The organism is Mesorhizobium wenxiniae (assembly GCF_002284535.1).
Taxonomy (GTDB): Bacteria; Pseudomonadota; Alphaproteobacteria; order Rhizobiales; family Rhizobiaceae; genus Mesorhizobium; species Mesorhizobium wenxiniae.
The window spans coordinates 235,571-261,239 of the sequence record NZ_NPKH01000023.1; the positions used below are offsets into that span (position 1 = coordinate 235,571).

At 62.6% G+C, this 25,669-nt stretch carries 19 protein-coding genes; 10 read left to right on the forward strand and 9 right to left on the reverse strand.

Annotation, left to right across the window (positions count from 1 at the left end; all coding sequences use genetic code 11):
• Window positions 1-120 precede the first annotated feature (120 nt).
• Window positions 121-1,242 carry a branched-chain amino acid ABC transporter substrate-binding protein gene (locus tag CIT31_RS17645; RefSeq protein ID WP_095519661.1) on the reverse strand — a complete coding sequence of 374 codons (1,122 nt, stop codon included), beginning with the start codon at window positions 1,240-1,242 and terminating at the stop codon, window positions 121-123.
• 445 nt (window positions 1,243-1,687) lie between these two features.
• On the reverse strand, window positions 1,688-1,954 hold the full coding sequence (locus CIT31_RS17655) for an SEL1-like repeat protein (protein WP_027152750.1): 267 nt from the start codon (window positions 1,952-1,954) through the stop codon (window positions 1,688-1,690).
• A 471-nt stretch (window positions 1,955-2,425) separates the two neighbouring features.
• Between CIT31_RS17655 and CIT31_RS17665 the strand changes: the two genes are divergently transcribed.
• The 5 genes from CIT31_RS17665 to CIT31_RS17680 all read left to right on the forward strand — a co-directional run bounded on the left by CIT31_RS17665 (window position 2,426) and on the right by CIT31_RS17680 (window position 6,198).
• The gene (locus tag CIT31_RS17665) at window positions 2,426-2,770 is read left to right on the forward strand and encodes a DUF2147 domain-containing protein (RefSeq protein WP_095519664.1); all 345 of its coding nucleotides are present in this window, start codon (window positions 2,426-2,428) and stop codon (window positions 2,768-2,770) included.
• A 275-nt stretch (window positions 2,771-3,045) separates the two neighbouring features.
• The gene (locus tag CIT31_RS34285; protein ID WP_165778487.1) at window positions 3,046-3,198 is read left to right on the forward strand and encodes a hypothetical protein; all 153 of its coding nucleotides are present in this window, start codon (window positions 3,046-3,048) and stop codon (window positions 3,196-3,198) included.
• Between the two features lie 34 nt (window positions 3,199-3,232).
• Complete coding sequence (locus CIT31_RS17670) at window positions 3,233-3,427, forward strand: hypothetical protein (RefSeq protein WP_095519665.1); 195 nt, start codon at window positions 3,233-3,235, stop codon at window positions 3,425-3,427.
• 130 nt (window positions 3,428-3,557) lie between these two features.
• Window positions 3,558-5,018 carry an AMP nucleosidase gene (locus CIT31_RS17675; protein WP_240992499.1) on the forward strand — a complete coding sequence of 487 codons (1,461 nt, stop codon included), beginning with the start codon at window positions 3,558-3,560 and terminating at the stop codon, window positions 5,016-5,018.
• Window positions 5,019-5,118: 100 nt separating this feature from the next.
• Complete coding sequence (locus CIT31_RS17680) at window positions 5,119-6,198, forward strand: endonuclease/exonuclease/phosphatase family protein (RefSeq protein WP_095519666.1); 1,080 nt, start codon at window positions 5,119-5,121, stop codon at window positions 6,196-6,198.
• 4 nt (window positions 6,199-6,202) lie between these two features.
• Here CIT31_RS17680 and CIT31_RS17685 read toward each other — a convergent pair whose 3' ends face one another.
• The gene (locus tag CIT31_RS17685; RefSeq protein ID WP_095519921.1) at window positions 6,203-6,808 is read right to left on the reverse strand and encodes a DUF922 domain-containing protein; all 606 of its coding nucleotides are present in this window, start codon (window positions 6,806-6,808) and stop codon (window positions 6,203-6,205) included.
• A 141-nt stretch (window positions 6,809-6,949) separates the two neighbouring features.
• Window positions 6,950-8,629: an electron transfer flavoprotein-ubiquinone oxidoreductase gene (locus tag CIT31_RS17690; protein ID WP_095519667.1), complete on the reverse strand. Its 1,680-nt coding sequence runs from the start codon at window positions 8,627-8,629 to the stop codon at window positions 6,950-6,952.
• 249 nt (window positions 8,630-8,878) lie between these two features.
• On the opposite strand from CIT31_RS17690, the gene CIT31_RS17695 reads away from it, so the two are divergent.
• From CIT31_RS17695 to CIT31_RS17705, 3 genes are all read left to right on the forward strand, one after another.
• On the forward strand, window positions 8,879-9,523 hold the full coding sequence (locus tag CIT31_RS17695; RefSeq protein ID WP_095519668.1) for a hypothetical protein: 645 nt from the start codon (window positions 8,879-8,881) through the stop codon (window positions 9,521-9,523).
• A gap of 117 nt (window positions 9,524-9,640) precedes the next feature.
• A complete protein-coding gene (locus tag CIT31_RS17700; protein ID WP_095519669.1) occupies window positions 9,641-10,528 on the forward strand; it encodes a uracil-DNA glycosylase in 888 nt (295 codons plus the stop codon).
• A gap of 96 nt (window positions 10,529-10,624) precedes the next feature.
• The gene (locus tag CIT31_RS17705) at window positions 10,625-11,437 is read left to right on the forward strand and encodes a helix-turn-helix domain-containing protein (protein WP_095519670.1); all 813 of its coding nucleotides are present in this window, start codon (window positions 10,625-10,627) and stop codon (window positions 11,435-11,437) included.
• On the opposite strand, the gene CIT31_RS17710 is transcribed toward CIT31_RS17705, so the two are convergent.
• Window positions 11,438-12,340, reverse strand: coding sequence for a DMT family transporter (locus CIT31_RS17710; protein WP_095519922.1), 903 nt, complete (start codon window positions 12,338-12,340; stop codon window positions 11,438-11,440).
• Window positions 12,341-12,384: 44 nt separating this feature from the next.
• The gene (locus CIT31_RS17715) at window positions 12,385-14,691 is read right to left on the reverse strand and encodes a xanthine dehydrogenase family protein molybdopterin-binding subunit (protein ID WP_095519671.1); all 2,307 of its coding nucleotides are present in this window, start codon (window positions 14,689-14,691) and stop codon (window positions 12,385-12,387) included.
• 155 nt (window positions 14,692-14,846) lie between these two features.
• Between CIT31_RS17715 and pepN the strand changes: the two genes are divergently transcribed.
• Together pepN and CIT31_RS17725 are read left to right on the forward strand one after the other, a co-directional pair.
• Window positions 14,847-17,492 (forward strand): aminopeptidase N, encoded by a 2,646-nt coding sequence (gene pepN / locus CIT31_RS17720; RefSeq protein ID WP_095519672.1) that lies wholly within the window; start codon window positions 14,847-14,849, stop codon window positions 17,490-17,492.
• A gap of 332 nt (window positions 17,493-17,824) precedes the next feature.
• Window positions 17,825-20,146: a PAS domain-containing sensor histidine kinase gene (locus CIT31_RS17725; protein WP_095519673.1), complete on the forward strand. Its 2,322-nt coding sequence runs from the start codon at window positions 17,825-17,827 to the stop codon at window positions 20,144-20,146.
• A 92-nt stretch (window positions 20,147-20,238) separates the two neighbouring features.
• Here the strand turns inward: CIT31_RS17725 and CIT31_RS17730 are convergent, their stop codons facing one another.
• From CIT31_RS17730 to CIT31_RS17740, 3 genes are read right to left on the reverse strand one after another with little or no spacing between them, the layout of a single operon-like run.
• The gene (locus CIT31_RS17730; protein WP_095519674.1) at window positions 20,239-23,199 is read right to left on the reverse strand and encodes a bifunctional [glutamine synthetase] adenylyltransferase/[glutamine synthetase]-adenylyl-L-tyrosine phosphorylase; all 2,961 of its coding nucleotides are present in this window, start codon (window positions 23,197-23,199) and stop codon (window positions 20,239-20,241) included.
• Window positions 23,199-24,668, reverse strand: a complete 1,470-nt coding sequence (locus CIT31_RS17735; protein ID WP_095519675.1) for a sensor histidine kinase — start codon at window positions 24,666-24,668, stop codon at window positions 23,199-23,201. The genes CIT31_RS17730 and CIT31_RS17735 overlap by 1 nt, the downstream gene beginning before the upstream one ends.
• Window position 24,669: 1 nt before the next feature.
• The gene (locus CIT31_RS17740; RefSeq protein ID WP_029354580.1) at window positions 24,670-25,344 is read right to left on the reverse strand and encodes a response regulator transcription factor; all 675 of its coding nucleotides are present in this window, start codon (window positions 25,342-25,344) and stop codon (window positions 24,670-24,672) included.
• Between the last annotated feature and the right edge of the window lie 325 nt (window positions 25,345-25,669).

Genomic DNA, 25,669 nt, shown 5'->3' on the forward strand with positions numbered 1-25,669 from the left:
GGCCATCTCCGATTGTCGCCAAGCGCTAAAGCGCGTCTCATGCGACGCGCTTTAGTTCTTGTTTTATGGATGTCGTTATCGCAAAATCGCTGCGCACTTTCGCGCGACATGCATTAGCCATTACGGCTGGATCGGCGCGTATTTGCCGTCGTGCCACTGGTTGATGTCGTAGCTGACGTTCTTGAGGTCGCCCTTTTCATCGAAAGTGACAGGGCCGACGACGGTGCTGATCGGCTCGCCATTCTTCAGCGCTTCGGCAACCTTGGCCGGGTCGTCGCTGCCGGCGCGCTTGATGCCCTCGGCAAAGGCCTGGATCACGGCATAGGAGAACAGCGTGAAGCCCTCGGGCACGAAGCCGCCCGCCTTGATCTTTTCAATGGCTTCCTTGGCTTCAGGCTTCGCCTGCGGATCCGACGGGAAGACAAACATGGTGCCTTCGCCGGCCGGACCGGCGACCTGCCAGAATTCCGGCGTGGCGATCGAGTCCGGCATGATCAGCTGATACTTCAGGTTCTGTTCCGCCGACTGGCGCAGGATGAGGCCGGCTTCGGGGTGGTAGCCGCCGAAATAGACCACATCCGCCTTCAGGTCCTTGAGCTTGGTGACAAGCGCCGCGTAGTCTTTTTCACCGGCGTTGATGCCCTCGTAAAGGATCTCTTTGAGACCGTTCTGGTTCATCGTTGCCTTGACGGCGTCGGCGACGCCCTGCCCATACGCGCTCTTGTCGTGCATGATGACGACGTTCTTGCCGGCATATTTCTTGGCGATCCATGGACCGATGAAAGCGCCCTGCGCATCATCGCGCGTATAAAGGCGCATGATCGTCGGCCAGCCGGCTTTCGCGGCCGCGTCGGTCAGCTCTGGATTCGACGAAGCCGGACTCATCATCAGCGTCCCGGCTTCGGCGTAGACGGCCGAGGCCGGAATGCTCGAGCCCGAGCAGGCATGCCCATCGACGAACTTGACACCGTTGGCAACGATGCGGTTGGCGACCGAAACCGCCTGTTTCGGATCGCACTGGTCATCCTGTACGTCGAGCTTGATCTGGCGGCCTTCGACACCTCCAGCCGCGTTGATCGCGTCGGCGGCGGCTTGCGCGCCCTGCTTGAACTGGTCGCCGATGGTGGCAAGCTGTCCGGTCATTGGTCCGACCACCGAAAAGGTGATGTCTTCGGCGAACGCAACCGGCGCGCTCATCATCAGGCCGATTATGGCCGCGCTCAAAATACCCAACTTTTTCATGGTGACACAACTCCTCCACTCTCGCGCGGCCGCTCCGGCCGCGCCTCTTCCAGTGTGGCCGGGAGAATCTCACCCTTCGCCAAGCCTGTCTAGGCGCATCGGCGGCACTCAATTGGGCCTGCAGCCTTTCTGTTTGACCATGATCTTTTCCAAAAACCGGTTTCCACTTTTTGGGGTCATGGTCCGAAAACGCAAAAGCCGCGCCTGCCTTGTTCCGGCCGGTCGCGGCTTTGTCGATCGAACAATCCCGAACGCTCACGCGCCCGAAAACCGCTCGCCTTCCCTGTCCGTCGCGCAGCCTGGCCGTATCCGGCCTGCCGCGTTCTTGTCATTGTTGGTACGACCGTCTTGCGCGGCCTTGTTCTTGCCGGCCCGGCCGTCTTGCGCGGCCTCGACCTGAAGCGTCCCTGTCGGTATCTCAGTGCCTGATGAACTCAGGGCCAACTTAGTGCATTGTCATCCATTCGCGGGCTTCGCGCAGAGCCCTGGCGATCTCGACCTTCGACATGGCGGCCGACAATTCCGAGCGCAGTTCCGCAGCGCGGACCGAACCCTTGATCGCAGCAATATTGAACCATTTGTGGGCGGCGACGACATCGGTCTCGCAATCGCGGCCAGTCGCATACATCATGCCCAGTTCGAAAAGAATGTCGGCCTGGGCAGTTGCCCCCATGGCGCCGAAGCCGGCTTCAGGCATTTCAAAACGTGCCATTTCAATCCCCTGTTCTAGCCCCTGTCAGGCTCCCGAGAGCTGCCTCGTTCTGTCCCTTGGTATCTGTTGATAAACCTTGGGGGTGGCCGCTCTTTCGATGTTTTCGAGAATGAACCGGAGGCTTGAATCCGTCGTTAAGTGGCGTGCTTAATTTGAGGAAAACAAAGTTAAAACAAGAGGTAAACGCGAGAATTCGTTAAGGATGCAAAGCCAGCAATTTCGCCGGTTTGCACTAAATTTGACGAAAATTTGCGAGGCGAAGATCAAGACTCCGCTAACCACGGGAGACAAAGACGGAGTTGCGAACGTTTCATTTCTCATCGATGAGACCGCTTCGGGCGACCAGAAAATCCTGAAGTCTTCCGCAGCGGCACCGCTTTTGTTTTGCCGGGACGTGAATTAGCTTACGTTTGCGTAAAAGGCAGACCGGCGGGCGGAACATCCGGCCGGATTTCCACAGGGAGGACAAACATGTTTCGCAAAATCAGCATGGCCTTGGCGGCCACATTGATCATGGCCGGCACGGCTTGGGCCGATCCGATCGAGGGCAACTGGAAAACGCAAGCCGGCGCGACCGCCGCCATAGCCGGCGGCGGCGGGGCATTCTCCATCACGCTCAAATCAGGCAAATTTTCCGGCAAGCGCATTGGTTCGTTCAAGGTGTCCGGCGCCAACAAATATATTGGGACCATAACCGACCCGGAGACCGACAAGACCTATTCCGGCAAGGCCTCGGTCTCAGGCGCTTCGCTCAAAATGAGCGGCTGCGTGCTCGGCGGGCTGGTTTGCAGGAGCCAGACCTGGCACAAGCTCTGATCGTTTTGACTGCCACAAATTGAAAACGGGGCCGCGAAGGCCCCGTTTTTGTTTGCGCCGTCTGTTTGAGTGCATCCTTCGTCCCTGTCACCAAGATTTGGGGGGCAGCAAGACTGCGGGCCGGCAGCACGACTGCGGCGACGCTCGTGGCCACCGCGCGGTGGCGGCGGGCACTCAACACTCCGTCGATAAATTTGAACCGCAGATGAACGCCGGCATCAGAACCGGTTCAGTTGCATCAGGGCATTCTCATGCGTGTTGAAGGAGACCACGCAATGTTCGCCCGCCGCTTCACCATCGTCTGCCTGCTGATGGGCCTGTTCGGCATGTTGTTCGCCATCCTGGTTGCCGAGGCCGGCCGCCCGGCCCGCTCCTGGGACCAGGCCAATTCCTGCCGGTTCGGTTGCCCGAGCCACCTTCGCCATTGAAGCCGGCAAAAACCTTAGAGAGAGGCAACATACCATGAACCGCATCGTCGCCAACGCCCTCAAGGCCCTTCGGCTTGTGCCGCGGGCGACGCTCATCCTGACGGTTCTTGCAGCGCCGGTTCTGGCCGTGCCCACGATGCGCGCCGCTACTGGCTCGACGATCGAAGCGCCGGCGTTGAAGAAGAACGGCGTCGGCTTTGTGCTGTTGGTCAGCCTGCGACGCGGCTAGGTCGATCGGCCTTCATTGAAGCCATTCAACAATGAAAAACGACCCTTTGGCCCCTCCCAACCGTATGGCCAAGCCTCTATATTGGGTCATGGAAAAGCGAATCTATCCCCAAGCCATAGACTCAGTCGTGATGCCGGAGCCGTTTGGCCGGCAGATCTTCAATGATGCCGGAAAGGCCGTCGCGGCCCTGCAGGCCCTCTACGACCGCAACACCAAATTCCTGCGCGATTCGTTTACGGCGCTCGCCGCAGGCGGCGACAACAACAAGCGCTACCGGGCCTTTTACCCCGAGGTCGGCGTCACCACGACTTCGTTCACCCAGATCGACTCGCGGCAGGCTTACGGCCATATGCCGACGCCTGGGCATTTCTCGACCACCATAACCCAGCCCGCCCTTTTCGAACGCTATCTCATCGAACAGCTTCGCCTGATCATGCGCAATCACGGCGTTCCGGTCACGGTTTCGGAATCGACGACGCCCATCCCGCTGCATTTCGCGTTCCTGGAAGGCTCCCATGTCGACGGCGCGGCAGCCGAGCGCATCAGGCGGCCGATCCGTGACCTGTTCGACGTGCCGGATCTCGACGGCACCGACGACCAGATCGCCAACGGCACGTTCGAAGTGGCTTTAGGCGAAGCCAGGCCGTTGGCGGCGTTCACGGCGCAACGCATCGACTACTCGCTGCACCGGATGTCGCACTATACGGCGACCAGTCCCCAGCATTTCCAGAATTTCGTGCTGTTCACCAACTACCAGTTCTACATCGACGAATTCGTCGCCCGTGCGCACGAGCTGATGGCGAAAGGCGGCGGCGGATACGTCGAATTCGTTGAGCCGGGAAATGTCGTCACCAAGGCTGGACAAAGCGCGCCTTGCCATGGCGTGGCGCCGCCGCGCCTGCCGCAGATGCCGGCCTATCATCTGAAGAAGCCGAACCATGGCGGCATCACGATGGTCAATATCGGCGTCGGCCCCTCCAACGCCAAGACGATCACCGACCACATTGCGGTGCTCAGGCCGCATGCCTGGGTGATGCTCGGCCATTGCGCCGGGCTGCGCAACACCCAGGCACTGGGCGACTATGTGCTGGCGCATGCCTATGTGCGGGAAGACCATGTTCTGGACGATGATCTTCCGGTCTGGGTGCCGATCCCGCCGCTGGCCGAAATCCAGGTGGCGCTGCAGGAGGCGGTCGCCGAAGTCACCGGTCTTTCCGGCTACGACCTCAAGCGTATCATGCGCACCGGCACCGTCGCCACCATCGACAACCGCAACTGGGAGCTGCGCGACCAGCGCGGGCCGGTGCAGCGGCTGTCGCAGTCACGGGCGATTGCGCTCGACATGGAATCGGCGACGATCGCGGCCAATGGCTTCCGTTTCCGCGTGCCCTATGGCACGCTGCTTTGCGTGTCCGACAAGCCCCTGCATGGCGAACTGAAGCTGCCCGGCATGGCGACCGAGTTCTACAAGCGCCAGGTGGCACAGCATTTGACCATCGGCATCAGGGCGATGGAAAAGCTGGCCGAGATGCCGATGGAACGGTTGCATTCGCGCAAGCTCAGAAGCTTTTCGGAAACGGCATTCCAGTAGCACCGATCGATCGACCGGAGCATGGCCGGAGCTTGGTAAGAGCGCAGCAGGGCATTTCGCCATCTTGATTGGGCCGCATTTCTACCGATAAGCAAAGTAGATGGCACGCGTTCGAAACATGATGACATCGGCGGCATTCGTCGCAATGCTCGGCTGCTCGGTCGCGCTGGTGGCTGGGTTTTTCGGAACGCTGCATCCGGCCTTCGATTCCTTCGCTCATTTCCGCGTTCATCTTGCCGTGCTGATGGCGCTTTGCGCGCTGCCCTTGCTCGTGACCTCGTTTCGCCTGCAGGCCGCCGCAGCGCTGCTCTTTGCGGGGGCTGCCTTTGCCACCACGTCGAACATCCTGCCAGTGCCCCGCCTGTGGCCAGTCCAGGCAGCCTTCGAAGCCAACCCCGGCGACCAGCCCGTTTACCCCGGCGACCAGTCGGTCTATCCCGGTCACAACGCGGTCTATCGCCTGCTGCAGATGAACCTGCGGTTCAACAACCCAACGCCTGAAAAGGTATTGTCGCTGATCGGCCGGACCCAGCCTGATGTGATTACCCTCGACGAGGTATCCGACATGTGGAAGGCAAAGCTTGGACTGCTGTCCAGCGCCTACCCCTACCGGATCCTCTGCCCTTACCCAAATGGCGTGTTCGGCGTTGCGCTGCTGTCCAGACGGCCGTTTGCCGCCGGCACACAACCACGCTGCGACAGGCGCGGCGCGATTGCCATCGCGACAGTCGATTTCGGCGGAACCGACGTCGACGTCGCAGCCGTGCACCTCACCTGGCCATGGCCGTACAACCAATCACGGCAGATTGGCGGATTGTCGGAAGAGTTCGCATCGCTTGGCGAGACATCGATCATGGCAGGCGACTGCAATGCAGTGCCGTGGAGCGCCGCCGTCCGGCGCGTCGCAGATCTTGGCAAGCTGACCGTGGCGCCTTCGCCGGGGCCGACTTGGCTCTACATCAATCTGCCGGATTTCCTGCGCTTCGCCGGATTGCCGATCGACCAGGTTTTCAGCAAGGGCGCGGTTCTTATCCATTCGGTGTCGAGGCTGGAAGGCACCGGCTCCGACCATCTTCCGCTGATGGTGGAATTCTCGTTCAGGCCGGAACAGAAAAAGCCGGTCGATGAAGATGAAACTGCGACCGCATCCGTGACACAGCACGGCAGGACTCGAGGCTGAGCGCCTACTGCTTGCGCAACAGGGCACCGATGAGGCGTTCGACATGGCCGCCGTGGCGATGCTCGCGCGCGTCGAAGGCGTTCTGTTTCGCCTCGTATTCGGCATAGACGGCCTTGATCCGGCGCCTCGCCTCGCGGTGCGTCTTACTGCAAACCCAGTTGTCGGCGAACTCCAGTCCCGTGATCGATCTTTCGGTCGCCCGCATCATTGTCCTGGCGATGCGGCCATGGTTATGCTCGTGAGCACGAACGCCGGCGAAGAACCGCTTCCAGCGCTTCTGAAGCGCCGGTGTCGCGGCTGAGACCATGCGGGGTAAGGTGTAGGTGAGATCGAGTGTCCCATTGGCCTGCCGCAGCCGACAGACGCCACCCTCCCTGCTGATCTCAAGGTCCCAACTTACGGTATAGGCGGTCAGCGCGATGGCGTGCGTCATAAAGCCGTGCCGCTTCGGGCCGTTGCGGTCCATGGCCTCGATCAGGGCGGCGCCCGTGGTTCCTGATATGTCGTACGTCCGGGTCTTGACCAGCACCTTCGTGTTAGCCGATGCCGACGGTGCGAAGCCGCACAAGCCACCAATCGCCACAAGGCACGTCAAAACCGCCAGGCGCATGGTCATCTCTCCGGTCAGAAGGGAAAGGAACCACAAGCGCCGCGCCGCTTCAACTTTTTTTAGACACCGCAAATATAATAAGCCTTTACCGGCTTTCATTTTGGTCGACGTCGAGATGGCCGGCGGGGCCGTTCTGGCAGGCTACATGTTCTGGTAGACTGGTCCCTCACCACCTTGTGGCGGCACCCAGGTTATGTTTCGGTTCGGGTCCTTGATGTCGCAAGTCTTGCAGTGGACGCAGTTCTGCGCGTTGATGACGAAGCGCACGTCCTTCGCCTCGGGATCGGCGGCGGCGTTGCCATCCTTGTCGACCCATTCGTAGACGCCGGCCGGGCAGTAGCGTGTCGAGGGCCCGGCATAGACATCGTGTTCGGAACGCTGCTGCAGGTCCATATCCGCGACCAGCAGGTGGACAGGCTCGTTTTCCTCGTGGTTGGTGTTTGAGAGAAACACCGAGGACAGGCGGTCGAAGGTGAGCACGCCGTCCGGCTTCGGATAGGCGATCTTCTTATGCTTAGCGGCCGGTTCCAGCGTCGCATAGTCGGCCTTGCCGTGCTTCAGCGTGCCGAAAGGCGAGAAGCCGAACAGCGAATTCAGCCACATGTCGAGGCCGCCAATACCGACGCCGACGACGGTGCCGAAGCGCGACCACAATGGCTTGACGTTGCGCACCTTCTTCAAATCCTTGCCGATATCGGTCGCCCGCCATGCCGCCTCGTAAGTAGCCGGTTCGTCATTGGCACGGCCGGCGCCGATCGCCTCGGCGATATGCTCGGCCGCCAGCATTCCGGAGAGCACGGCATTGTGCGAGCCCTTGATGCGCGGCACGTTGACGAAGCCGGCAGCACACCCAATCAGCGCGCCACCGGGGAAGGACAGTTTCGGCACCGACTGCCAGCCGCCCTCGGTGATGGCACGGGCGCCATAACCCAGCCGCTTGCCGCCCTCGAATGTGCGTTTGATCGCCGGGTGGGTCTTGAAGCGCTGGAATTCATCGAAAGGCGACAGATAGGGGTTCTTGTAATTGAGGTGGACGACGAAGCCGACCGCCACCTGGTTGTCTTCCAAATGGTAGAGGAAGGAGCCGCCGCCGGTCTTCATGTCGAGCGGCCAGCCGAAGGAATGCTGGACAAGGCCTGGCCGGTGGAGCTCCGGCTTGATCTGCCAGAGCTCCTTGAGGCCGATGCCGTATTTGCCGGGCTCGCGGCCGTCGGAAAGATGGTATTTGGCGATCAGTTGCTTGGCCAGCGAGCCGCGCGCGCCCTCGCCGATCAGCACATATTTGCCCATCAGCGCCATGCCCGGCGCGAAGCCCGGGCCATGCGTGCCGTCTTTCTCGACGCCCATATCGCCGGTGACAACGCCGGTGACCGCGCCCTCGTCGCTGTAAATGAGGCCCACCGCGGCAAAGCCCGGGTAGATCTCGACGCCCAGCGCCTCGGCCTTGGTCGCCAGCCAGCGGCAGACATTGCCGAGCGAAACGATGTAGTTGCCGTGGTTGTTCATCAGCGGCGGCATCAGGATGTTGGGCAGACGGAACGAACCGGCAGGGCCGAGGACCAGGAAATGGTCTGCCGTAACCGGCGTCTTGAACGGATGTCCCTCTTCGTCACGCCAGCCCGGCAGCAGCCGGTCGATGCCGATCGGGTCGACTACAGCGCCAGACAGGATGTGGGCGCCGACTTCGCCGCCCTTTTCCAGGACGACGACGGAAAGCTCGGGATTGACCTGCTTGAGACGGATCGCCGCGGCGAGGCCGGCCGGACCAGCGCCGACGATGACCACGTCGAATTCCATGCTTTCGCGTTCGATCTCGCTCATCAACCCCTCACTGGCTGCCGCATTTGCGCATCTTGCTGGCTTATCCGCTGCATAGCGCATCAATTCGCGACGCGAAACCGGCGCTGACGTGACAATGCCGATTTCGTCAAAAAATCGCGCATCGTACTACAAAATCACGGTTTGCGGTCCACCGGAACATCGATCCCGGCCAGGCCCCATTTTAAGGAGAGCCGGCGCCCTGACGTTTTTAATTGTTCGACGGCTTGCTTATCGGCCATACTTCGCACCATGCGCATATACGGGCCAATTGGCTTTTCATCGACGCGCTTTTTTTCCGCGCCCGGACGGATTTGCCGGGCGCTCGTTTTGGCCCTTTTGCCGCTGACGCCCGTTGGCGCCCATGCCGAGCCGCAGAGGGTCTGGGCGGCCGGAGCCTACTCCTTTTCCGACGAGCTGGGCGGCTTCCGCATCACCAGCGCCTCGGGCATCGGGACAAAGGAGGACCCGCTTGTCATCACCGAAGAGCTGAACTCGGCAACACCGGTGACACTGACTATCCGCACGACGAAGCCGATCCATCCCTTCGGCACCGCGGGCCAATTTGCGAACGGCCTCATGTATATGCGTATCGACGTGCTCAATAACAGCGGGCAGGCCTGGGTCGAGTTCCAGTTCGAGCTCCAGGAGGTGCTCCACCGGCCGAGCGTGTTCGGCGACGGCCTGTCATTCGACCAGCGCAACAAGACGCCTGACAACATCTGGTCGAGCAGCTTTGCCGATTTCGATCGCGACTTCGAACCCTATGATCGGCTGCTGTTCAAGAGTGGCAAGATCGACCCGCTGAAGACAGCAAAATTCGATTACCTGATCACCGACTACACACCGCGCTGGACGTTCTATCTGGTGCAGGATCCGCGTATACCGTCGAGCTAAGGGTCCTGTTTATGTCGTTCCCAAAACCGCTATGCACCCTCGGGTCAGGCCCGAGGGCATGCTTTCGGGCGACATGCATTACTTGCAAATTCTTGCTGCGCGGCCGAATGTGAAAGCATGACTGCCGTTTCCCGAGACAACCGACCTGCTATCGCCGACCTGCTGGCCTTTTACGCCAGCGCCGGCGTCGATGAAGCGCTCGAAGAGGAGCCGCTGAATAGGTTTGCCGAGGCTGCGTCAAAGTCCCCTGAGCCGGCGCCAGCGACAGTTACGCCGACAACTGGTGAAAACGCCGCACTGCCACGCTCGACAAGCCTGTCACGCGCCGGAATGGGCGACAGGCAAGCTGCGGCACCGGCGGTGCGCGCCCCGTCCGGTACGGTGACGGTGCCCGATGAGCAACAAGCGGCATTGGCGCGGCAATTGGCAACGACGGCGACGAGCCTGGACGAGCTTCGCCAGCACATGGCGGCATTCGACGGCTGCAATCTCAAATTCACCGCCAAGAACCTGGTGTTCGCAGACGGCAATCCGAATGCTGCGGTGATGCTGGTCGGCGAGGCGCCCGGCCGCGACGAGGACCTCGAGGGATTGCCGTTCGTCGGCCGCTCGGGCCGGCTGCTCGACCAAATGCTGGCCGCGATCGGACTCGACCGGACCTCGGCCTACATCGCCAATGTCATTCCCTGGCGACCGCCGGGCAACCGCACGCCGACACCGCACGAGACCGAGATTTGCCGGCCATTCATCGAACGGCAGATCGAGCTGGTCAAGCCGAAGGTGCTGGTCAACCTGGGCGGCCCCTCGGCAAAGACCTTGCTCAACACCACCGAGGGCATCCTGCGGCTGCGGGGCAATTGGCGCGTCCACACGACCGCCTCCGGTATTGCCATTCCCGCCATGCCGACCCTTCACCCGGCCTATCTCTTGAGAACCCCCGCTCACAAGAAGCTGGCGTGGCGGGATTTCCTCGAGGTGAAAGCGAAGCTGCGGGCGCTCGGTTGACGACCAGCGTTTCCTCGCCCCGCAAAGAGGGGAGAGGAAGCGCTATAACCTGCCCGGTAATTGAAATACATCCGCTGCCGGCCTAGTCATGCGCTCATGACAGCAACCCAGACTTCCGCCGGCAGCCTTATTCGCGAATGGCGCACTCGCCGGCGCATGAGCCAACTCGATCTCGCCATGGAAGCCGAAATCTCGCAGCGGCATCTGAGCTTCGTGGAAAGCGGCCGCGCGGCGCCCTCGCGCGACATGGTGCTGCATCTGGCCGAGCAGCTGTCGATCCCGCTGAGGCAGCGCAACCAGCTCCTGCTGGCCGCGGGCTTTGCCCCTAGCTTCAGCGAGCGTTCGCTCACCGATGCCTCGCTGGCGCCGGCGATGGCAGCCGTCGAGATCGTGCTCAAGGGGCACGAACCCTTCCCAGCGCTCGCTGTCGACCGGCACTGGAACCTAGTATCGGCAAACGCCGCCATCGGCCCGTTCCTCGCCGACGTCGCCGAGGCGTCCTTGCTGACGCCCCCGGTCAATGTGCTTCGGCTCAGTCTGCACCCCGGTGGCGTCGCGCCGCGCATCGTCAACCTCGCCGAATGGCGCGCGCATCTTCTCGATCGGCTGAAACGCCAGAACGACGCTACTGGCGATCCGGTTCTGGTCGAACTGGAGCGCGAGCTTCGGACCTATCGGTCCGGCCTGAACGGCGCACGGCCGGTGCCGGTTGAGCCGAACGCGATCGTGCACCCGCTGCGGCTCGCGCATGGCGATGCCGTGCTGTCGTTCATCAGCACCATCACTGTGTTCGGCACGCCGCTTGACGTGACGCTGTCGGAACTGGCGATCGAATCCTTTTTCCCCGCCGACGAACAAACGCGGACGGTGCTGGTGCGATTGGCGAAAGACCGGGCCGAGCTGCCCTGATCATCCTTGCGGCGGGGTCGCCTGGCGGGTGCGGGCACGTTCGAGGCCAAGCTGTCGCTCGCGCCAGATGATGAAGATGCCAGCGGCAACGACGATCAGGCCGCCGATGAGCATATGAACCGTCGGGACGTCGCCGAAAGCGAGATAGCCGACGACTATGCCAAGCAGCATCGACGTGTATTCGAAGGGCGCCACGACCGAGGCCTCGGCATGGCGATAGGCTGCCGTCATCAGAATCTGAGCGACCCCGCCGCAAAAGCCTGCAGCAATGAGCAGGCCCGCCTGGACCGGGGTCAGCGCCTGCCAGCCGAACGGCAGCGACAGCAACGCCAGGACGCTCGCCGTCACCGAAAACCACAGCACGATGGTTGCCGTAGGCTCGCTCTGGACGAGATTGCGCACCAGCAGCATGGCGACAGCCGAGATCGCTGCCGCGACCAGGGCGGCGATGACGCCGAGCACCTCCTGATCGCCGAGTGCTGCGCCCGAACCCAGCAGCGTCAGTTCCGGCCATGAGATGACCAGCACCCCGACCAGTCCAACCGCAACCGCGCTCCAGCGATAGACGCGGATCGCTTCGCCGAGGAAGATCGAACTGAACACCACCACCAGCAGCGGCTGTGCGTAGTTCAGCGTGATCGCTTCCGGCAGCGGCAGCCGTATCAGCGCGAAGAAGCCAAGCCCCATGGCGCAGACGCCTACAACGCCGCGCGCAATGTGGTTGAGCGGGCGCTTGGTCGAAAACGCGGTGCCAAGCTTTCCCTGGAAGGCCAGGAAGACGACGATCGGAAAGATGGCGAAAAAGGAGCGGAAGAAGACGATCTGGCCGGCCGGCACCGTGCCCGCCGCCTTGATACAGGACGACATGGCGACAAAGACCGCCACCGACACGATCTTGAGCATGATCCCGGTCAGCGTGTTGTGCCCGCCGGGATGGTCCGTCGGGTTCACTTAGCAGCTGCTTCCTGGATCGCTGCCCAGATGCGCGCCGGTGTTGCCGGCATGTCGATATGCCTGATGCCGTAGGCGCGATAGAGCGCATCCGTCACCGCGTTGAGCGCGGCCGGCGTTGCTCCGATCGTGCCCGCCTCGCCTGCTCCCTTGATGCCAAGTGCATTGGTGGTCGAGGGCACGTTGCGGGTCTCGAAATGGAAGAACGGGAAATCGTCGGCGCGCGGCATGGCGTAATCCATGAAGCTCGCCGTCAACAGCTGCCCGTCGTCGTCATAGACGGTGTTCTCCGTCAGCGCCTGGCCGATGCCCTGGACGACGCCGCCATGCACCTGGCCGGCCAGCAGAATCGGGTTCACGGTGACGCCGAAATCGTCGACGATCGTATAGCGGACAATCTCCGTCATGCCGGTGTCGGGATCGATCTCGACTTCGCAGATGTGGGTGCCGTTCGGATAGGTGCATTCGTCCTGCGCGAATTCGCCAAAGCCCTTGAGATCGTCCGGGTTCTTGGCGGCCTTGGCGATGGCCGAAAAATCGATCATCCGGTCGGTGCCGACGATGCGGGCAACGCCGTTGGACAATTCGATGTCGCCGGCCGAGGCTTCCAACTCATCCGCTGCGATGCGCTTGATCTTGTTGGCCAGATCCTCGCCCGCGCGAGAAGCTGATACACCGCCAAGGGGTATGGAGCGCGAGCCGCCGGTGCCGCCGCCGGCTTTCAGTTCGTCGGTGTCGCCCTGGCGGACATGGATCTTGTCGATGTCGAGATGAAGCTTTTCCGAGAGGAACTGCGCATAAGCCGTCGCGTGCCCCTGCCCGTTGGTCTGGGTGCCGATCTTCAGCGTCACCGTGCCGTCGCCGTTCAATTCGACAAAGGCCGGTTCAGAGCCCGGAAAGGCACAGGCCTCGATATAGGTCGCCATGCCGATGCCGCGGATTTTGCCGGCCACCTTCGACTGCGCCAGCCGCTCCGGAAACGCCCGCCACTCCGCCTCTTCGATGGCCCGGTCCATATGGCCTGCGAATTCGCCGGTATCATAGAGGCGGTCCGTCTGCGTGCGATAGGGAAACTGCTCAGGCCGAATGAAATTGCGCCGGCGGATCTCTTCGACTGGCAAGCCCAGATCGTGGGCGCAGGCGTCGACGAGCTTTTCCAGGAGGAATGCTGCTTCCGGGCGGCCGGCACCGCGATAGGCATCGACCGGGCAGGTATTGGTGTAGAGGCCGGTCACCGAAACATCGAGCGCCTGGATGTCGTAGACGCCGGTCGACATGGTGACGCCGATATAGGGGATGAATGGGCCGTATTGCGAGACATAGGCGCCGATATTGGCGAGAAGATCGACCTTCATGCCGAGGAAGCGGCCGTCCTTGTCCATTGCCATCTCAGCGGTCACGACATTGTCGCGGCCTTGCGCATCGGTGAGGAAATGCTCGGTGCGGTCGCCGGCCCATTTCACCGGGCGGCCAAGGCGCCTGGCGGCCTCGAGCACCAGCGGATGTTCGCGATAGACGAAGCTTTTCGGTCCGAAGCCGCCGCCGACATCAGGCGTGATGACGCGCAGCTGGTTCTTCCTGATCTTGAACACATCGGCCAGGATGTACTGCATGGAATGCACGCCCTGCGAGCCCGTGGTCAGCACGAAGCGATTCTCTTGCGTGTTCCACTCGCCGATCGCCGAGCGCGGCTCGATGTAGTTGCAGACCAGCCGGTTGTTGATGAACTCTATGCGGGTGACATGCGCCGCCCTGGCGAATGCCGCCGCGGTCTTCGCCTGGTCGCCGATGTGGTAGCTGAAGGCACGGTTGGAGCCGAGTTCCGGCCAGACCAGCGGCGTGCCTTCGTCAAGCGCCGTGGCGGTGCCGGACGCGGCATCCTCGGCCTCGTAATCGACCTCGATCAATTCGGCCGCGTCCTGCGCCAGGGTGCGGCTGTCGGCGACGACGAAGGCAACGGCGTCGCCGACATAATTGACTCGGTCGCAGCAAAGGACCGGAATGTCGCGGGTCGGCGCCTTGGTGCCGTCCGGCTGCCTCTGCATGACGCCGGATTTCAGCTTGCCGCGATGAGCAAGGTCCGCACCAGTCAGCACCAGATGGACGCCAGGTGCCGCCTTGGCCGCCTCGGTCGAACCGATGGTGAAGCTTGCCTTGGCCACCGGCGATCGCAGGACGTAGCCGTGCAGGAGGCCAGCCGGCTGGATGTCGTCCGTGTAGCGACCGAGACCCTTGATGAAGGCTTGGTCCTCGCGACGCAGCACAGAGGCGCCCATGCCGAATTTCGGTGTGACGACAGTCATGAATGCCTCGCGATGATGATGGGAGAACGAGTGCCTGAAATAGGCACTGCGCCAGTTTTGTCGAGTGACGGTTTCGTGTAAAGAGCGCGTGCTTCAAATTTCTTAGACCAGCGGACCCACCTGCCGCTGCGGGAATCGACAGGAAACCCCACGGAATGCGCACGGACACCGGCCAGGTCTTCAAGCTCGAAGACTATCGCCCCACCGATTATCTCATTCCGAAAACCGGCCTGACTTTCCGCCTGTCACCAGAAGCCACGCGCGTCATCGCCGTGCTGACGGTCGAACGCCGCGACGGTGTCGCGGCGTCAGTGCCACTGGTGCTGGACGGCGATGGATTGACGCTCAGCCGCCTCGCAATCGACGGCCGGACACTCACGCCGGCAGATTTTCTTGCCACGCCCGATCAGCTGACGATCACCACGCTGCCCGCAGCATCCCGCTTCCAACTCCTGATCGAAACCGAGTTGGCGCCGGCGCACAACGAAGCCCTGATGGGCCTTTATCGCTCCAGCAACGTCTATTGCACGCAATGCGAGGCCGAGGGCTTTCGGCGCATCACCTATTTTCTCGACCGTCCCGATATCCTGTCCGTCTATACGGTGCGCATCGAGGCGCGGCACCACGAGGCGCCACTGCTTCTTTCCAACGGCAACCCGGCTGGCAGTGGCGAACTTGCCGACGGCTGGCATTACGCAGTCTGGCACGACCCCTTCCCCAAGCCGTCCTATCTGTTCGCCCTGGTGGCGGGCGCTCTCGGCAAGGTGGCGGACAGCTTCGTCACGTTGTCTGGCCGGAAGGTCGAGCTCGGCATCTATGTCGAGCCGGGCAAGGAGGGGCTCGCCGGCTATGCCATGGACGCCCTGAAACGGTCGATGAAATGGGACGAGGAGGCGTTCGGCCGCGAATACGACCTCGACGTCTTCAACATCGTCGCCGTGTCCGACTTCAACATGGGCGCGATGGAGAACAAGGGCCTCAACATCTTCAACGACAAATATGTGCTGGCCGACCAGGAGACCGCCACGGACGCCGATTTCGCCAATATCGAAGCGATCATCGCGCATGAGTATTTCCACAATTGGACTGGCAACAGAATCACTTGCCGCGACTGGTTCCAGCTTTGCCTGAAGGAAGGGCTGACGGTCTTCCGCGATCACGAATTCTCCGCCGACCAGCGCTCGCGAGCGGTGAAACGCATTGCCGAAGTGCGCACATTGCGGGCACATCAGTTTCCCGAAGACCAGGGACCGCTGGCGCATCCTGTGCGGCCGCGCCGCTACCGCGAGATCAACAATTTCTACACGGCGACAGTCTATGAAAAGGGCTCGGAAGTGGTGCGCATGATCCGTACCATTCTCGGCAGCGAGACGTTCCGGGCCGGCATGGATCTCTATTTCGAGCGTCATGACGGCGAGGCTGCGACGATCGAGGACTTCATCAAGGTGTTCGAAGATGTGTCCGGCCGCGACCTCTCGCAATTTTCGCTCTGGTACCATCAGGCGGGCACGCCCAATCTGACGATCAGTTCGACGCACAATGCGGCAGCGCAGGAGTTCACGCTCGAGATCGAGCAGTCGGTGCCGCCGACGCCGTCCGAAAGCCGCAAGCGGCTGATGCATATTCCGCTTGCCTTCAGCCTAGTCGGCACCGACGGCAAAGCGATAGCCTATAGCGGCGTCGAGGGCGCCAGCGTCGAGGACGGCGTCATCCATATCCGCAGGCGCCGGCACATGGTGCGCTTCTCGGGCGTTGGCGAGCGCCCGGCGATGTCGCTCAATCGCGGCTTTTCGGCGCCGGTGACGCTTTCAGTCGAGCAGAAGGCCGACGATCAGTTCTTCCTTGCCGGCCATGACAACGATACCTTCTCGCGCTGGCAGGCGTTCAACACGCTTTTGACCGAGGCGCTGATATCAGCCTTCCGCCAGGTCCTTGACGGCCAGCAGCCCGGTTTCGCATCACGGTTGACCGGGCTTGCCGGCAAAATAGCCGGCGACGAGACACTCGAACCGGCCTATCGGGCGCTGGCTGTGGCGCTTCCGAGCGAAGCCGATATCGCCCGCGACATCGGCAAGAACATCGATCCCGATGCCATCTTCTCCGCCCGCGAGGCGCTGACGGCCGCGATCGCCGAGGCCAACCGCGAGATATTCTCCGACCTCTACCATCGACTGGCCGACAAGGACGCTTTCAGTCCGGATGCGACGAGCGCCGGGCGCCGGGCGCTGCGCAACATCCTGCTCGACTACGTGTCGCTGCTGCCGGGAGGTGCGGCGCTTGCGGCCCGGCATTTCCAGTCCGCGACCAACATGACGGACCGCGCCGCCGCACTGACCGTGCTTGCGCTCCGCCACAGCGGTTCGCCCGAGACGGTCAAGGCGCTGGCCGACTTCGAAGCGAAATATACGACCGATCCGCTGGTGATGGACAAATGGTTCCAGATCCAGGCCAGCGTGCCCGGCCCGCAAACCATTTACGCGGTGCGCGCCCTGACCAGCCATCCGGCCTTCTCGATGGCCAACCCGAACCGGGTGCGCTCGCTCGTCGGCACGTTTTCCAGCGCCAACCAGACCGGCTTCCATCGCGCCGACGGCGAAGGCTACAGGTTTTTCGTCGAAACGGTCCTGCAGGTCGAAAAGCGCAATCCGCAGTTGGCCGCCCGGCTGGCGACAGCACTCAGATCATGGCGCTCGCTCGAACCTGCCCGGCATGCCAAGGCAAGGGAAGCGCTGCTTTCGATCTCCAATGCCGAGAACCTATCGGCCGATTTGCGGGACATCGTCGAGCGCACGCTGGCGTGAGGGTTTCCTCCCCCTTGAGGGGAGGGTGGACAGCCGCCGAAGGCGGATGGAAGGGTGGGGTCACTGCGGCAGTACGCGGCCTCGACCGACGCCACCCGCCCCGACCTTTGATTTAAAAGGTGGAGCGCTTCGCCGGGGACCCCTCCCGGCCCTACGGGCCACCCTCCCCTCAAGGGGGAGGGAAAGTCGGCGCCGAACTATTTTAGTCGATTTTTAATCTTTTTTCGCCGCGCCTATGGACAAGCCGAATCACCTTTGATTCTTTAGCTGAAGATTCGGAAGTGCGGCGTCGCCGGATCATCAAGCAGATTTAAAATCGGGGAGAGCCATTTATGGCGGACGCGTGGGGCGCGCCCGGAGGGACAGCTTTTGAGCGGCGTGAGGCGAGAAGCGATGGTCTCGCCGGCAACGCGCGGCTCATCGCCGAACCCGCCTACCGACGGCTTCTGGCAGCCGAGCCATTGTTGCGCCGATCGATACCGGCCCTCATCATCATTTTCCTGGTCGTCATCGCGGCGCTGCGGTTCCTGTCGCTGATGAACGAGCGTGACGACGTGGAACGCGACGCCAAGGCGATCCTCTCGCTCGCGGCAGGCCAACTGGCCAGTTCGATTAGCGTGGATGCGAACTTGGGCTCAACGCCTGGCGCGACGCAGGACCTGTTGGAGGGCATCAGCCGTCAGGGCGCGATGGGCCGAAGCCACGTGCTTGCGGTCACCGACAGCGCGTTCAAGATCGTTGCCGTGTCACCGCAATCGACCGGCTGGGAAGGGCGGTCGCTCGACGCCATCGCCCAGGGCGGTCAGCCGCTGTTCATGTTCGGCGACCGCGCCGGGGTGATGGAGGTCAGAATCGGCGGCCAGGACTGGTATGCGGCGGTGAGCCTGACAAACGGCAGGAACAGTGCTGCCGCAGCGCTCGTTCCGCAGGATGCGGTCTTCTACACCTGGCGCAAGACTGTTTCGCTCAACGTCACGCTGTTCGTGCTGACAGCCGGCGTACTGATCGTCATCCTCTACGCCTATTTCGGCCAGGCGGCGCGCGCCCAGGCGGCCGACCGCATTTATCTCGAAGCGCACCAGCGCATCGACATGGCGCTGGTGCGCGGCCGCTGCGGCCTGTGGGACTGGGACATGGTGCGCGGCAAGATGTACTGGTCGCGCTCGATGTACGACATGCTGGGCTATGAGCCCTGCGACGCAATGCTGTCGTTCGGCGAGGTCGACGAGATCATCCATCCCGAGGACGGCGACCTGTTCCAGCTCGCCAACAGAATCGTCGCCCGCGAGATCGATCACATCGACCAGGTGTTCCGGATGCGCCATGCCGACGGACAATGGGTGTGGATGCGCGCAAGGGCGCAGGTGATCGACCCGGAAGCGCCGGAGATCCAGCTGATCGGCATCGCCGTTGACGTCACCGAGCAGCGGCACCTGGCGCTGCGCTCCGAGGCCGCGGATCTTCGCCTGCGAACGGCCATCGAAAACATCAACGAGTCCTTCGTGCTTTGGGATTCCGCCCAGCACCTGATCATGTGCAATTCCAAGTACCAGCAGGACAACGGTCTGTCGGATCGCGACGTGATGCCAGGTGCCTCGCGCGCCGTTCTCGAAGATCGCATGCTTGCCTTCGCTTCGGAGCGCCGGCTTGCCAACACCAACGGGCAGCAAGGCGGCGTGACCTTCGAGCGGCAGCTTGCCGATGGCCGCTGGCTGCAGGTGAACGAGCTGCGGACCAGGGACGGCGGCACCGTCTCGGTCGGCTCCGACATCACCCAGATCAAGCTGCACCAGGAGAAGCTGGTCGACAGCGAGCGCCGGCTGATGGCGACGATCCACGATCTCAGCCTTGCCCGCCGGGCGGAGGAAGAGCGGTCGCGCGAACTGGTCGAGCTCAATCGCAAATACATGAAGGAAACCGAGCGCGCCGAGGCGGCGAACCGGGCCAAATCCGAGTTCCTGGCCAACATGTCGCATGAATTGCGCACGCCGCTCAACGCGATCATCGGCTTCTCGGAGCTGATGGAACAGGCGCTGTTCGGGCCCTTGGGTTCGCCGCGCTACGAGGAATATGCCACCGACATCAACGGCAGCGGCAAATATCTTCTGGGCGTCATCAACGACATCCTCGATATGTCGAAGATCGAGGCCGGCCAGTTCTCGATGGATCAGGAGGAAATCGACCTCTGTCCGCTGATGAGGGAAACGGTGCGCGTCATCTCGCTGCAGGCAGCGGAAAAGTCGATCACCGTCGAAACGCGCATCCCCGATTCACTGACGCTGTTCGCCGACCGCCGGGCGATCAAGCAGATCATCATTAACCTGCTGTCGAATGCGGTGAAATTCACCGGCCAGGGCGGCCGCATTGCGGTAAGGGCCCGCAACACGTCCAGTGCTCTGGTCCTGACGATCGAAGACAATGGCTGCGGCATCCCCAAGGAGGCGCTGAGCAAGCTCGGGCGGCCGTTCGAACAGGTGCAGAACCAGTTTTCCAAGAGCCATGCCGGTTCCGGCCTTGGCCTTGCCATCTCACGCTCGTTGGCCGAGCTTCAGGGCGGCGCCTTGAAAATCCGCTCCACCGAAGGCACCGGCACGATCGTGTCGGTGCGCATTCCGATCAAGAAGTCGACGCAGCCGGTCAGGGCCGCCGCCTGACTCTCTGTTGTCGTGAGCGGTTGGAACTTTCGGAAACGCCGAACGGACAGCGCCCCCGATGCTTTTCGAAACAGCCGTTTGGCGTTGTAACGTCATGATCGTTTCGCACGAAGCAAAAGGTCGAAATCCTTTCTGACCTTTTGAGATGTCTCCTTGAGGTGCGCTTCCAGTACACCGAAATCCGGCAGGTCGGTAACCGCCAGAAGCAGATCCGAAAGCCCCGGCGGAACGTCGTCCCGTTCGAATACGCCGGTGATGCAGAGCCGCGTCATCTGGGTCAGCGCCAGATAAAGCGCATAAGCATCGCAAAGCTCTTGTCTGACCTGGACCTCAGCGAAATCCGGCGCCAGCCTCGACAGGACTTCCGCCGTCCCGGTGATTCGGCGGCCGGCTTCGACCTTTCCCGTGATCACCGCCACCTGCGCGATGAATTCGAGATCGATGAGACCGCCCGGAATCAGCTTGAGGTCCCAGAGATCGCGTGGCGGCTTCTCCTTCTCGATCATCGTGCGCATCTCGGACGCCTCGGCCATCACCTTGGCGCTGTCGCGCGGCAGGGCAAGCACCGCCGCCACCTCGGCCTCGGCCTCGGTGCAAAGCGTTTGATCGCCACCGATCGCGCGAGCCCTGGACAGCGCCATGTGTTCCCATGTCCAGGCGTCCTTGCGCTGGTATTTCTTAAAGGCATCGACATGGGTCGCCACCGGCCCCTTGTTGCCGGACGGCCGCAAGCGAAGGTCGAGCTCGTAGAGAACGCCCTCGGCGGTCGGCGCGGACACGGCTGATATCAGCCGCTGCGTCATCCTGCTGTAATAGTGGGATGGGGCGAGCGGCTTGTCGCCATCGGATTCTTCGGCATCGGTGTCGTGATCATAGAGCAGGATAAGGTCGACGTCGGAGCCGGCCGTCAATTCGCGACTGCCGAGCTTGCCCATGCCGAGCAGCGCAACGGTGCCGCCGGCGATGCGACCGTGGCGCAGCGCGAACTCGGCGATGACCGCCTGCAGCGCCGCTTCGATGGTGAGATCGGCCAGATCGGAAAAGGCGCGGCCGGCGCGGGCCGGATCGATCGAGCCGGCAAGCAGCCTGACGCCGATCAGGAATTTTTGCTCGGACGCAAAGATGCGCAAGCGGTCGAGCACGTCCTCATAGTCTCTGTCGCCTTCGAGGAAGGCGGCGAGACGGCCGGACAGATAGGCGCGGTCCGGCAGTTCGGTCAAAAGGGCCGGATCAAGCAGGCCGTCAAACACGTGCGGCCGGCGCGTGATGATGGCGGCCAGCCGGGGGGCCGCGCCCATGATCGTCGCCAGCAGCTTCAGCAGAGCCGGATTGGACTGGAGCAGCGAGAAGAGCTGGATGCCGGCGGGCAGGCCGGCGAGGAATTCTTCGAAGCGCATCAACGCCTCGTCCGCCCGGCGCGTCTGACCGAAGGATTGCAGCAGCGCCGGCGTCAGTTCGGTCAGCCGCTCGCGCGCCTCGGCCGACTGGGTGACGCGATAGCGGCCGAAATGCCAGCCGCGGATAACCCGGCAGATGTCGCTCGCCCGCTGAAATCCCAGTCTCTGCAGGGTCCGCAACGTATCGGGGTCATCGACATCGCCGGTAAAGACCAGATTGCCGATGCCAGCCGAAAGCTCGGGCGCGGTTTCGAAAAGCGCTGCGTAGTGACGTTCGACCTGATGGAGTGCGGCGCGAAAGGCCTCGGCAAAGACGGCCGCATCGGCAAAACCGAGCATTCGGGCAATGCGTTCGAGCCCTTCGTCATCTTCCGGCAGTATATGGATCTGCTCGTCGGCGACCATCTGGACGGCATGCTCGACACGGCGCAGGAACCAGTATTGCCGAGCGAGCGCGTCGCGCGCATCGGCCGTAATCCAGCCGCGTGCCGCAAGCTGGCCAAGCATCGGCACGGTCTCGCGGCCGCGCAGCTCGGGGAAGCGGCCGCCGGCGATGAGCTGCTGGGTCTGGACGAAGAATTCGATCTCGCGAATGCCGCCGCGGCCGAGCTTGACGTTGTGGCCCTTCACCGCGATCTCGCCGTGGCCCTTGTGGGCGTGGATCTGGCGCTTGATCGAATGGACGTCGGCGATCGCCGCGTAGTCCATGTATTTGCGCCAGATGTAGGGCTGGAGGTCCTTCAGGAACGCAGCACCGGCGGCGAGATCGCCGGCCACCGGACGCGCCTTGATCATGGCCGCGCGCTCCCAGTTCTGGCCACGCGCCTCGTAGTAGCGCAGTGCCGCCTCGACCGGGATCGCCAGCGGCGTCGAACCGGGATCGGGACGAAGCCTGAGGTCGGTGCGGAAAACATAGCCGTGTTCGGTGCGGTCCTGGAGAATGCGGACCAGCCGGCGGGTCAGGCGCGAAAACAACTCCGTCGCATCGAGCGGATCGACGACGGCTGGCGCCTGCGGGTCGAAGAAAACGACGAGGTCGATGTCGGAGGAGAAGTTCAGCTCATGCGCGCCAAGCTTGCCCATGCCGAGCAGGATCCAGCCCGACCGGCGCGCCGGATCCTCGGGGTCCGAAAGTTTGAGCTTGCCCTGTCCGTGCGCGTCGCGAAGCAGGAAGTCGACAGCAGCGCGGGTGCAGGCGTCGGCAAGATCGCTCAGCCGCCGTACTGTGATTGCAGTTTCAGCCTCGCCTGAAAGGTCGGCCAGCGCGATCAGGATATGCGCTTCCGCTTTCCATTGCCGCAGCTCCATCATCAGGCTGTTTTCAGAAATGCCTTCCGCCCGCGCCGCCTTGTCGATCGCGGCGCCGATCATCGCCAACCGGGTCTCGACGGTCTCATCGAAAAGCGCATCAAGGATCTGCGGGCGGCGGCGCACGGTGCCCCGCAGGAATGGCGACAGATCGAACACTGCCGCGAGGAACTCCTGACTGGCGCCCTTGCCGGCGAGAAATTTCGCGAGCCGGGTAAGCCCGTCTTCCTGCGCGGCGGAAGTGATTTCCGACAATTCCCGCCTGGCGCGGTTTTGATCCAGGGGAGCGAGCTTTGCCGCCGGCTTCAAAAGCCAGTTGGTCTGTTCCCCAGCCGCCCTCACCGCCATCAGCGATCCTCCCGTTCGGGAAAACTCATGACGACGGACAATCCGGGATCGGCGGGCAGAAGATCAAGCCGTCCATTGTGGAATGTCATGATTGCCTTGGCGAGGCTGAGGCCCAGGCCGGAACCCGGCTGCGATCGGCTTTTCTCCAGCCGCACGAAACGCTCGGTTGCCCTGGCGCGATCGGCATCGTCGGGAATCCCCTGGCCGTTGTCTGTGACGGAAAGCCTGATTTCCCTGCCGACGCGATCGAGCGCCACGCGGACGGTCGGCTTGGAGTTCGAATCGATCGAATATTTTATCGCGTTGTCGACGATGTTCGATAGCGCCTGGCCGATCAGCTCGCGATTGCCCTCGACGGCGAAGCCATCCTGACCCGAGGTCTCGAGTGTCACCCCCGCCTCCTCCGCCACCGGCTCGTAGAGCTCGACGACATCGTGCACGGACGCGGCCAGATCGACCCGGCTGGTGCTTTCGGAGGAATAGCCCGCCTCCAACCTGGAGATCATCAGGATGGCGTTGAAGGTCTTTATCAGCTGGTCGGACTCGGCGATCGTCCCTTCCAGCGCCTGGCGGTAGTCGGTAGTGCTGTGCTTGCCGGAAAGCGTCGCTTCGGCACGGTTGCGCAACCTGGTCAGCGGTGTCTTCAGATCGTGGGCGATGTTGTCGGAGACCTGCTTCAGCCCTTCATTCAGCGTGGCGATCCTGGCCAGCATGGAATTGAGGTTTTCCGACAGCCGGTCGAACTCGTCGCCGGCCCCGGTGACCGGCAGCCGGCCGGAGAGGTCACCGCCCATGATACGGCGGCTGGCTTCCGATACGATGTCGATGCGCTTCAGCGCTGCGCGGCCGACAAAGAACCAGATCAGGAGCCCGCCGAGCGCCATCATGCCGAGCGCCAGCATCAAGGCGCGACGGATGACGGCGCGGAACCGCTCAGGCTCGCCGAGATCGCGGCCGACGAGCATGATCATCTGGTTTGGCAGGCGCAGCACCAGCGCGATGGCGTTGTGGCCCTTCTCGCCTTCGACTTGGACTTCGCTCTGACTGGGTTCGTTTGGGTCGGCCACCGGGTTGCGTTGCCGCTCGAGCTCGCCCTCGCCGAAGCGCCGGTAGGAAAACGGCTCCGTCGTCCAGCCCTCGGCTTCGAGAACGCCAGGCTCCAGGCTCTGAACGTTTCCGGTCAGGATCTGGCCGTTGGTGTCGGCGATCAAATAGAGATTGGCGCCGGGCTGGCGGGAGCGCTGCTCGACCACGCGGACCAGCAGCGGCAAGCCGCCGCGCTGGTAGGCCCGTGCGAGGCCGAGCACTTCGTCGTTGATGGTCTCTTGCGTTTGGCCGGTCAGCATGCGTGCAGACAGCGAAGTCATGTAGAAGACGAGTAGCACCGCGCATATGGCGAACAGCAGGAGATAGAGCGCCGAAAGCCGCGCTGCCGTCGTCTTCATGATGGCCGGCATGGAAAGAGCCATGCTACCCGCTCTTGAGCATATAGCCGGCGCCACGAACCGTGTGCAGGATCGGCTTGTCGAAGCCCTTCTCGATCTTGCCGCGCAGCCGCGAGACGTGAACGTCGATGACGTTGGTCTGCGGATCAAAATGATAGTCCCAGACATTTTCCAGCAGCATGGTGCGCGTCACCACCTGGCCGGCATGGCGCATCAGATATTCCAGCAGGCGGAACTCGCGCGGCTGCAGCGTGATTTCGCGCGCCGCGCGTCGCACCGAATGAGAGAGCCGGTCGAGCTCGAGATCGCCGACCCGGTAGAGGGTTTCGGCTTCCCTGGCGCTGGCGCGCCGGTTCAGCACCTCGACCCGGGCCAGAAGCTCGGAAAAGGCATAGGGCTTGGTCAGATAGTCGTCGCCACCGGCTCGCAAGCCGGTGACCCGGTCGTCGACTTCGCCGAGCGCCGACAGGATCAGCACCGGCGTCGTGTTGCCCCTGGATCTCAGACCGGCGATGACCGACAGGCCGTCGCGGCGCGGCAGCATGCGGTCGACGACCATCACGTCATAGTCGCCGGAGTCAGCGAGCGCGAAGCCGGTTTCGCCGTCGCCGGCGACATGGGCGGTGTGTCCGGCCTCGGTAAAGGCTTTCTGGAGGTAATCGGCCGCTTCGCGATCGTCTTCTATGACGAGAATCTTCATGGGACCGTTATACGCGATTTCGCTGGAAGATTGAGTGGCCGGCATATGTATCGTGGGCCTTCATCAGGGCGTTTCGCGAACAAAGTGATTCAAGGATACGCAGTAAGTCTTTGTTTTGGAATGTCGCTGACGCCGAGCCGCCGGCACCCTCGGATCAAGCCCGGGATCAAGCCCGAGGCGGGCTTTTGGGCGACCTGCTTTGTTGTTTGACATGCCATCATGCTTTGTTCGAGCGGCAGCGGGCTCCCATCGCCGGCTGCCGCTGGGGCGGAACACGATGACTGACTAACTAATGTATTCAAACCCCGTGCTTTCCCGTGCGGCG